We start from the raw sequence: 8919 nt of genomic DNA, 5'->3' as shown, positions 1-8919 counted from the left end.
GGATGGGTGGGCTGAGCGGGCGGGCCGGTCGGCGGGCCCTCGGCACGCGGCCCGCATGACGCGAACGGTGCGAACGCCTCGGACGTGGCGGACGGAGCAGGCGAAACTGGAGGCACAGGCTGCTCGGGCGAAACCGGCGGCACGCACGGTGCGCCCTCAACCCGCTCCCCCGGTGCGGCGCTGAACAACGCGTCCCAGCCGCTCCCCACGATCTCGGTCCCGAGCGCCTCGGCCCGGTCCAGGCACGCGGCGATTTCGGCGTCCGTCGCTTGGGGATCGGCCAGGTCGGCGATGACCGCCCACATGTACGTGGGCTGCTCGGCCACCGGCACCTCGGTCAGGAGCACCGACTCCCCGCACACGCCCCGGACCATCGCCTCGGCGCGGATCGCCCGGAACTCGCTCCCGGGCCAGAAGTGCCGCTCGTGCAGGCGTTTCGTGAGTTCGGCGAGGTCGCTCGGGTCGGGGGCGTCGCCGAACTCGTCGTACACGGTCCGGGTGAACAGGTACAGCACGTACAGCAGGTGCGCCATCCGCCTCCCTTCGCCGATCTGGAGCGCCAACTCCAGGGCCCCAGTGGCGTCCCCGCGCAACCGGGCGGTCGCGTGGGCTCGGAACAGGGCGCGGTTGGATTCGCGCAGCGGCTGAATCTCGATGTCGGGCATGGGTTCCTATCCTTCGCAGTCGCGTTGGGCGCTCGTCCAGGCCGCGAACGCGGCGCGCTTGAGCGCCGCGACCCTGCCGGGACTGGTGGTCCAGTCGAAGTGGTCGAGCTCGGTGAGGTGCATGTCGAGCCGCCGGGAGTCGAATCCGGCCGCGTAGCCGATGACCGGCGGGAGATGGTCCGGGACGGTGATCCACAGCCGCGGCGAGCCCGGGAGGATCCCGAACTCGATGCGGCGCCCGGCGATCTCGGTCTCGCCGACGTTGACCAGGACGCCCGGATCGATGCCCTCAAGGGATCGGACCGGCAGCGGGATCGCCTTGAGCGCCTTCTCATAGCGGGCGCGGGCCCGGTGCGGGCCGAGGTGCGTCATGCCCATGCCGCACCTCCGAGCTTCACGTCCGGGACGACGCGGGCCGCGGCGAGTTCGGTCCGGGCGCGCTCGGCTCCGCGGAACGCGGAGGCCATCTGGGAGGTGCGCAGGGCGATCGCGGTGTAGTCGGCCGGGCGCGGACCGCCCGGGCGCCGCGGCGCCTGGGGACCGGCGGGCCGGGCCTCGACGCGGGACGGCGGGCGGTAGCACTTGCGAGTGCGCCGCACGGCGTCCGCGAGCCGCCGCACGATCCACCGCGCCCGTCCCGACCCGTCGGAGTCACGCTGCCCGGCGGCTTGGTCAGCGGTCTGACCGGCGACGCGCTTGGTGGTCTCGTGCGCGGCGGCGAGCGGCGCGGACTTGATCATGAACTGGTCCCAGGCGTCCTCGCGGAGCTTCGAGAACCGGTACGGCTCATCGAGGGACGGGCCCGGAGCTGGCCTGCGGACCGGCTCGGCCCGCTCGGTCTCGCTGCTTTGTGGACGGACCGCGTTCCGGCCCTGGGTACGGTCCAGGGCGCGGCTCGGGCCACCGCTTCGGGAACCGCCTTCCGAGTCGTCTTGAGTACGACTCTGCGAGGACTCGTGAGCGCGGGCCCGCGATCGGTCCTGCGAACCGCCTTGGGCGCGTGACGAACCCGAGCCGCCGGGCGGATCGGTGCGATCGGACGGCATCGGTTCCTCCGTGCGGGACGCCTGGGCGGACTCGGACTCGCGCTCGCGGGCTTCGCGTGCGTCGAGTTCGCGGGTCTTGCGGGTGCGGCGCTCCCAGAGCGCCTCGGCCTGCTCGGCCCATGCGGCCTTCTCGGGTTCCTCCTCGATTTCCCACCACGGGATCGGATCGGGGAGTTCGTCGCGCCGGTGGCGCCCGGTCCTGCGGTCGGGGAACCAACCGGGGGAACCGAAGGGGCCGGGGTCGAGCACGTCGTACGGACGGCGCTTGTCGATCAGCCACGTGTCACCGGGCTTGTGCCGCAGGTGATCGGGCTCGTAGCGCGGGCTGGACGGGTCGGCGTCGGAGGCGTCGAGGTCGCACAGGTCGGGCCGGGTCTGGTACCGGTAGGCGCCCGGTGTCATCGGATCGGGTGAACCGTCGGCGAGGAACAGGCGGCGGTTCGCCCAGTCGTAGAAGCCGTCGACCTCGGCGAACAGGCCGGGGTTCTTCGGGTGCGGGTACTCGCGGTTGTGCCGGGGATCGTCGCTGACGGGACCGGACTTGCCGGGAGCGAACCCCGGAACGAGGTCCACGGGACCAGCGGGTACGGAATCGGTCGTGGTGACGATGCCGGCGGACTTGTCGGCGGCTGCGGCGGCCCGGAACCGGTGGGTCAGGTCCGAGTCGCGAGCCTGGTCCGGGGCCTCGTGACGGGAGGTGCGGGTGTAGGAGGCGACATCGGATTCGAAGTCGCGGGAATGGCTGTTTTCAGGTACGCCCGAATAGCGTATCGTCGGTGACGACACGGAAGGTCTCCTTCTGTTGTTGGGCCGCCCGGCGGGACTGGTTTTAGCGGACTCGGTCCGCCGGGCGGCGTTTCTATTCTGGCCTATTGATAAAGGCCGATACGATCTGGATGCGACGTAATAATCTCCGTTCGAGACGTAACAGACTGCCCCACTTCCAAGATCGTGAAGCTGTGTCCGATGATGACTCAACATCGGCCCGCTGTCAACTAACGACACAGAGTGGTTCACAACGCGTCCAAGGGGTAAGGGGTCCAGGCCCCTGGCCTGGACCCCTTACCCCTTGCGGCATCGGAGACGGCGAGGTTTGCCCGCCCTCTATTGCGACACAAGTATTTCCGGTGAAGATGCGGCATTGTGCGAACATTGGATATGCCCAATGCCGAGCCATCTGATCCACCTTCATTCGTCGTCGCTGTCAGTTGGTCCAATTGACTCATCGACGAACGCTGCCTCATCCGCGACCGAAAAATCACGCTCGCCGATGAGTGCGAAAGAAGGCGGGTGAAGAATCCGGTGGATGAAACCGGCTTCAAGCCGACGAGGCACGATCCAACTCATCAGCTCTGACCATCGCAGCACCGAAGTCGGCTTCAACAGGTCGGCGGCAACGGAATCCGGCCGACAAGCCGCGCCGACACAATGAACCCGGCAGGTCAAGCCGCCGAGCCGGGACCGAGCGCAACCGCCAGACGCTGTGAACGCACATGTCATTGCAACCCCGGCCCGGGCCGTGCTCTTCTCGGGCCCCCGGCCCCGAGGGTCACCAACCCATTGACCGGCGCAGCATCATCAGAAGACCTGTCCGCCTAGCTTTCGCGGATCCTTGCCCAGACCAGCTCCGCGCGAGCGATCGTTCAAGACCTGAAGCACCTTGTCGAGGGCCTATGCCGCGAGCGCCGCTATGGGTTTCGACGCCGCCCAGAGCCCAGACGTGTAGGGGGTGGCGGCGGGGCCCTTCGGCCCCGCCACCACCCCCTACCCGACGAAGTCGACTAACTTTCGCTGATCCACTGGGATGCAAGACCTTCGGCATCGGACAGGAAGGGAGTCAGACCAGTCTGCATCTCGGGAGACTGGCCTACGATCTTCCTAATCGCCAGCAACTGAGTTCGATACTGATCGGCGGGCGAAATCTCCTGGAGCACTTCCTCTTCGCCCATCATGCCGCGAATGAGGCCCTCGACCACGAGTTGCTTGACCGGCGGTTCCGCGTTTCGGTAGTCGTATCGCATCTCATCGGCGAACGCCTTGATCGCGGCGAGGCTCTGATCATTCTTGAATCGAACTTCAAGGCAGATCGCGAAGAACGCCACGATGAACATGTTGTACTGCTCGACCTCGGCTTCGGGAATCTGGTCGTAGAGCCGGTTGGCCTCCTCGGAGTCACCGAGCGCAGCAGCCTTCAAGGTCTCTCGAAACAGCGGGTTAAGGGTCATCGTTTGCCTTTCCGGCCTTTGATTCTCCGCGCGGCCACCTCGGCCACGAGCACGGCCACGACTACGAGGTTACCGACAGCGTTCTGGTGGTCGGCGGGCGCCGAAACCGGCGCAGTGAACACCGGTGCGGGCTCGGGGGTCCCCACGACCGGGTAGGTTTCCGGCGGTTCCCATCGGGTCCCCATCTCGGTCATGGTCGGCTTAGCGAGCTGGTCCGCCGCATCCTTGAGGTCGCCGACATTCCGAGCCATATTGCGCGCCCCGCGACGGAACTTGCTCATTCCCTGGTCGTCGTTGGCGCCCTCGTGCTCCTTCTGGAATGGAGTGAGGCTTGGATCGACGCCGGTCAGCTCCTCGCCGGTCGGGGTCGGCTCCTGCCGCACATGCGGCGGGACGGCATCGAGACCGGCTTTCGGCGCACCGGTGTCCGCATCCATTCGCGTGAGCGGCACGATCGCTCCCGAGCCGGGAGCACCGGGACCGATTCTGCCATGTACGGCCGACATCACCTGAAAATGCGCCTTGACCAGCGATCCCTGCAACGTGGCCCGGATCGACTCGGCTTCCTCGATCTTCTCGACCACCTGCCGCGCCCGCGCAGCGGAACGCTCGAAGCCAAGATCGCCGATCGCCCCGGCCGTCTGCTCGGCTTGCTCCTTCGAGGAGTTGATGAGTCCGGACATCGCCTCGACCGCGGCTCGATCGGACTCGATCTGGGCGGCCAGTTCACGAAGATTCGCCACCGCCGATCAGCTCCGTTCTCCTGTCACGGCCCCGGACGGGAGCCGGTGCGGAGCAGGATCTTCGTCCGTCGATGTCATGGGGGCCTTTCCAATCGAACCGGTCGTCTCAAAGAGCCAGAGTGCGAGGGGCGCACCCACGGCAACCGCGACCTTATCGGAAGCAAGCAGACACCGGTGTCCCCGAGCACCAAGACATGTGCCATGGGCGGCCAGCGCCCTGCCGATCCCGCCACTCTTCCCGTACCGCAGTGAACACCGGTGCGGACACGGCGATGGGTGTTGCCCTCGACCGCTCGTGAGCGGTCGAGGGCGACACCCATCGCCGAAGCATGATCAAGAGATGTCTCAACGGCCACCGATTCCGAGCAGTACCGCAAACGACTCGGCATACGACCGACTACGAGACCGGTCAATGGACCTGGCTCAGGATCGGAACCCGTCGATCGACCTCAATGACCAATGAAGACTTAGGCGATTCCGCAGCCCCACTTCTCTTGCGCCCTGATCAGGATCGGCATCGTCTGCGTCGACGTCCCGTCCGTGACGGTGAGGGTGGCCGAGTAGTCCCCGTAGTCCAGCGGGGGCAGGTCGACGAAGAGCCAGATGATCCCGACGGACCGGTCGCCGTTGTCGCCCGGCGGGACCGACTCGTCCAGTTGGTAGGTGGTGCCCTCGGGCAGGCCGTCCACCTCGGACAGGAGCGGTGAGGTCCAGTGACCCGAGACGAAGCCGACGAAGTAGGAGAAGTAGGGCGCGTTTGCGGGGATGCAGAGCCGCTGTTCGTAAGCGGACAGCTCCCAGGTCGCCTCCGGAGCGGGCGGCGCGTCCGAGGTGGCGGACGCCGAGGCGGTGAACGACATGCTCATCGCCAATCCGAACACGACGGCGAGCATCAATCTGACGGATCGAGAGACCGACTTCATCGAGAGACCTCCAGGTCTCGGCACCGAGTCGTCTCCCCCGCCAGGGCTGGTGCCGGCCACCCTGAGACCTCGTGAATCACGGTACAAGCCAGACGAATCCGGCACAATTACTTGAAGTTTCAAATATTTAGACGATTCTTTGCCCAGCGCCCGTGCAACTTTCGACCCCACCTGCGTCGTGCGCCCAGGCCGCGCCCCGAGTCACCCTCGGTCACCGAAGGGCGGCGCGCGAGCCGCCGGTGCCATCCGTCCCCGAAGGACGTACACGCGCGTTCTGAAATGGAGCAGGCATCGAAAACGCTTGCCCCGCCGATGATCACGGCATTACCGCCAGTCCCCAATGGCTGTGAGTCGTCCCACTTCATCGAGCTTTTCCCATATTTACCAATGATTTCTCGGTTATGTCCATTTCGGCCTTCGGCGATGTGCTGTCAAGGTGGGAGCAAAGGGACCGAAACGATTTGCACCACCGCGATCGGCGTCGATCACCCTCGGCGCCGCCACTTCTAGCAAGGAGCCGTCTTGTCACCTACACAACGATGGCGTCGGGTACTCGCCGTCTCTATCGTGGGAGCGCTAGCAGCGGCCTTGTCCGTTGCCGCACCCGCAGGGGCGCAGACCGAAGCCGACATCACAGCGCTCACGGCACAGAAGACCGACCCCGACCTGCTGGCCGAGATCCGCGCCGAAGGCGAAGCCGAACTCTGGGTCCAGTTCCACGGCGGCCCGGACTACTCGGCCGCCATCAACGCCGAGGCCAAGGCCGACAAGGGAGCCGCCGCCGTCGAGGCGGCGAAGGCGTACGCCGAGACCTCCCAGGCCGGCCTCACCGCCGCCCTCGACCAAGCGGGCGTCGTCTACGAGACCTACTGGGCCTCATCGACAGTGAAGGTGACCGGCGGGCTCGACCTGCTCGAGACCGTCACCGCCTTCGAGGAGGTCGCCGCGGTCGTCGATGCTCCCGAGGTCGAACCCGTCGAACCGGTCGAGTCCGAGTTCGCGCCCGCCGTCACCGGCTGGGGCACCGATGACATCAACGCGCCCGAGGTCTGGGACGAGCTCGGCGTCACCGGCGAAGGCGTCGTCATCGCCAGCATCGACTCCGGCGTCCAATACGACCATCCCGCGCTCGTGGAGCAGTACCGCGGCAACAACGGGGACGGCACCTTCACCCACGACTACAACTTCTACGACGTCGAGGGCGGTTGCGGCACAGCGCCCTGCGACCGCACCAACCACGGCACCCACACCGTGGGCACCATGGTCGGGGACGACGGCGCGGGCAACCAGATCGGCGTCGCACCCGGCGCCGAGTGGATCGCCGTCAACTACTACGGCTCCAGTATGGACTCGGTGCTGCTCGCCGGGCAGTGGATCGTCGCGCCGACCGACTGGGAGGGCGGCGACCCCGACCCGTCGAAGGCGCCCGACATCGTCAACAACTCCTGGGGCAGGGAATCGGCGAACGACCCGTACTACCAGGACATCGTGGACCTCTGGTACGCCGCGGGGATCATCCCCGTGTTCGCCGCGGGCAACAGCGGACCGGTGTGCGAGTCCATCAACTCGCCCGGGTCCTACGAGAAGGTGATCGCCGTGGGCGCCTATGACTCCAGCGGCACGATCGCGAGCTTCTCGTCGCGGGGTCCCGGCCTCGACGGGCGGGTGAAGCCCGACGTGTCCGCACCCGGCTCCGGCATCCGCTCCTCCATGCCCGGCAACGCCTACGGCACCCAGAGCGGCACCTCCATGGCCGCACCGCACGTGGCGGGCACCATCGCGCTGATGCTGGAGGCCGAACCCGACCTCCGCGGCGACTTCGACCTGGTCTACGAGATGCTGACAGGCTCGGCCCGCGACACAGTGGACGACCGGTGCGGTGGTACCGAGGAGGCGAACTACGTGCACGGGTACGGACGCATCGACGCGCTCGCGGCCGTCCAGGCGCTCCCGGACGGCGACTCCGGTTCCATCACCGGCACCGTCACCGATCCCGACGGCGCGCCGCTGGAAGGCGCGACGCTGGTCTTCGAAGGAGCGTTCGACCGCCGTGCCACCACGGGGGCCGACGGCACCTACACCGTGTCGTTCGCGCTCGCCGGGCCGCACTCGGCGACCGTCACGAAGTTCGGGTACCAGGCCGGCACCGGGACGGTGACCGTGGAGCCCGACGAGACGGCGGAGTTCGACGCGGTCCTGACACCGCTGCCGACCACTGTGGTCACCGGGACCGTCGTGGACGGCTCCGGTCAGGGCTGGCCCTTGGCGGCGACAGTCGCTTCGGTGGGCGGCGAAGTGTCCACGTCGACCGACCCGTTCACCGGGGAGTTCGAACTGACGTTGCCGACCGGAGGCGTGGAGCTGGTGGTCAGGGCCGAATACGGCGGGTACCAGACCGTCAACGTCGTCGCGGACGGGCCCGACCTGCTCATCGAGGTGCCGATCGCCGGCAGCTGCACCGCTCCCGGCTACGCCTTCGACCCGCTGGGCACCGGATTCGAGTCCGTGACCGCGCCGGTGGGCTGGACCGTGGTCAACCGCGGGCCCGAGCCGTGGCAGTTCGACGACCCCACCCACATCGGGAACCTCACCCCGGGTACGGGCGGTTTCGCACTCGCCCGGCCGCCGGGCGGCGGCACCATGGACACCGACCTCGTCTCACCGGTGTTCGACCTGTCGAGCGCCCCGGAACCGATGCTGACCTTCGCGACCGACTTCTTCATGTTCGCGCCGTTCTCGCGGGCGGCCGTGTCGATCAGCGTCGACGGCGGGCAGACCTGGGAAGAGGCCTGGGCGGCAGAGGACTCGGTGCGCGAGACCACGGTGACGATCGATCTGACCGAGTGGGCCGGGGCGCAGGAGGCCCAGCTCAAGTTCAACTACTACCACGCCTACCGGTCGGGGTACTGGTGGCAGATCGACGACGTCCTCGTGGGAGGCGTGGCCGACTGCGCCCCGATCGCGGGAGCTCTGGTGCGGGGCACCGTGACCGACCAGACCGGCGCGCCGGTCGAGGGGGCGGTGGTCACGCACACGATTTCAGGACACTTCGGAATATCGAATGCGGACGGTCGCTACTGGACCTTCGCACCCGGATCGGGATTGACGCAGTTCGACGTGGTGCACGAGTCCGGGTCCGCCACGGCTGAGGTCGACCTCGTCGTCGGCGCCGTGATCGAGGCGGACTTCGTACTCGGCGAGCAGTCTGCGGCCTCTTTCGCCCCGAGCGGGTTGGAGGTCGTGGAGCCGGAATTGGCGCAGGTGCGTTAAGCCCTCGTGCCTATGACAAGTGACGGGCCCGGCGAGCGAATCGCCGG

Annotated in this window: 7 protein-coding genes and 1 pseudogene; 1 reads left to right on the top strand and 7 read right to left on the bottom strand. The window is 67.5% G+C overall.

Annotation, left to right across the window (positions count from 1 at the left end; translation table 11 throughout):
• The 7 genes and pseudogenes from IF12_RS0104290 to IF12_RS0104265 all read right to left on the bottom strand — a co-directional run.
• Positions 1-665, bottom strand: a pseudogene (locus IF12_RS0104290) (hypothetical protein); the annotation flags it as partial.
• Between the two features lie 6 nt (positions 666-671).
• A complete protein-coding gene (locus tag IF12_RS0104285) occupies positions 672-1043 on the bottom strand; it encodes a hypothetical protein (RefSeq protein ID WP_030154937.1) in 372 nt (123 codons plus the stop codon).
• Complete coding sequence (locus tag IF12_RS0104280) at positions 1034-2497, bottom strand: hypothetical protein (protein ID WP_030154934.1); 1464 nt, start codon at positions 2495-2497, stop codon at positions 1034-1036. The genes IF12_RS0104285 and IF12_RS0104280 overlap by 10 nt, the downstream gene beginning before the upstream one ends.
• Before the next feature lie 402 nt (positions 2498-2899).
• Positions 2900-3058: a hypothetical protein gene (locus IF12_RS25475; RefSeq protein WP_156036808.1), complete on the bottom strand. Its 159-nt coding sequence runs from the start codon at positions 3056-3058 to the stop codon at positions 2900-2902.
• A 434-nt stretch (positions 3059-3492) separates the two neighbouring features.
• The gene (locus IF12_RS0104275) at positions 3493-3936 is read right to left on the bottom strand and encodes a hypothetical protein (RefSeq protein ID WP_030154931.1); all 444 of its coding nucleotides are present in this window, start codon (positions 3934-3936) and stop codon (positions 3493-3495) included.
• Positions 3933-4679, bottom strand: coding sequence for a hypothetical protein (locus tag IF12_RS0104270; RefSeq protein WP_030154929.1), 747 nt, complete (start codon positions 4677-4679; stop codon positions 3933-3935). The genes IF12_RS0104275 and IF12_RS0104270 overlap by 4 nt, the downstream gene beginning before the upstream one ends.
• A 467-nt stretch (positions 4680-5146) precedes the next feature.
• Complete coding sequence (locus IF12_RS0104265) at positions 5147-5545, bottom strand: DUF5980 family protein (protein ID WP_156036806.1); 399 nt, start codon at positions 5543-5545, stop codon at positions 5147-5149.
• A gap of 645 nt (positions 5546-6190) precedes the next feature.
• On the opposite strand from IF12_RS0104265, the gene IF12_RS22650 reads away from it, so the two are divergent.
• Complete coding sequence (locus IF12_RS22650; protein ID WP_051703945.1) at positions 6191-8872, top strand: S8 family serine peptidase; 2682 nt, start codon at positions 6191-6193, stop codon at positions 8870-8872.
• The last annotated feature ends 47 nt before the right edge of the window (positions 8873-8919 follow it).

It is taken from the genome of Glycomyces sp. NRRL B-16210 (assembly GCF_000719515.1).
Classification (GTDB): Bacteria; Actinomycetota; Actinomycetes; order Mycobacteriales; family Micromonosporaceae; genus Glycomyces.
Note: the sequence above shows the minus strand (reverse complement) of the source record. Positions and strands in the feature narration are given on the sequence as shown.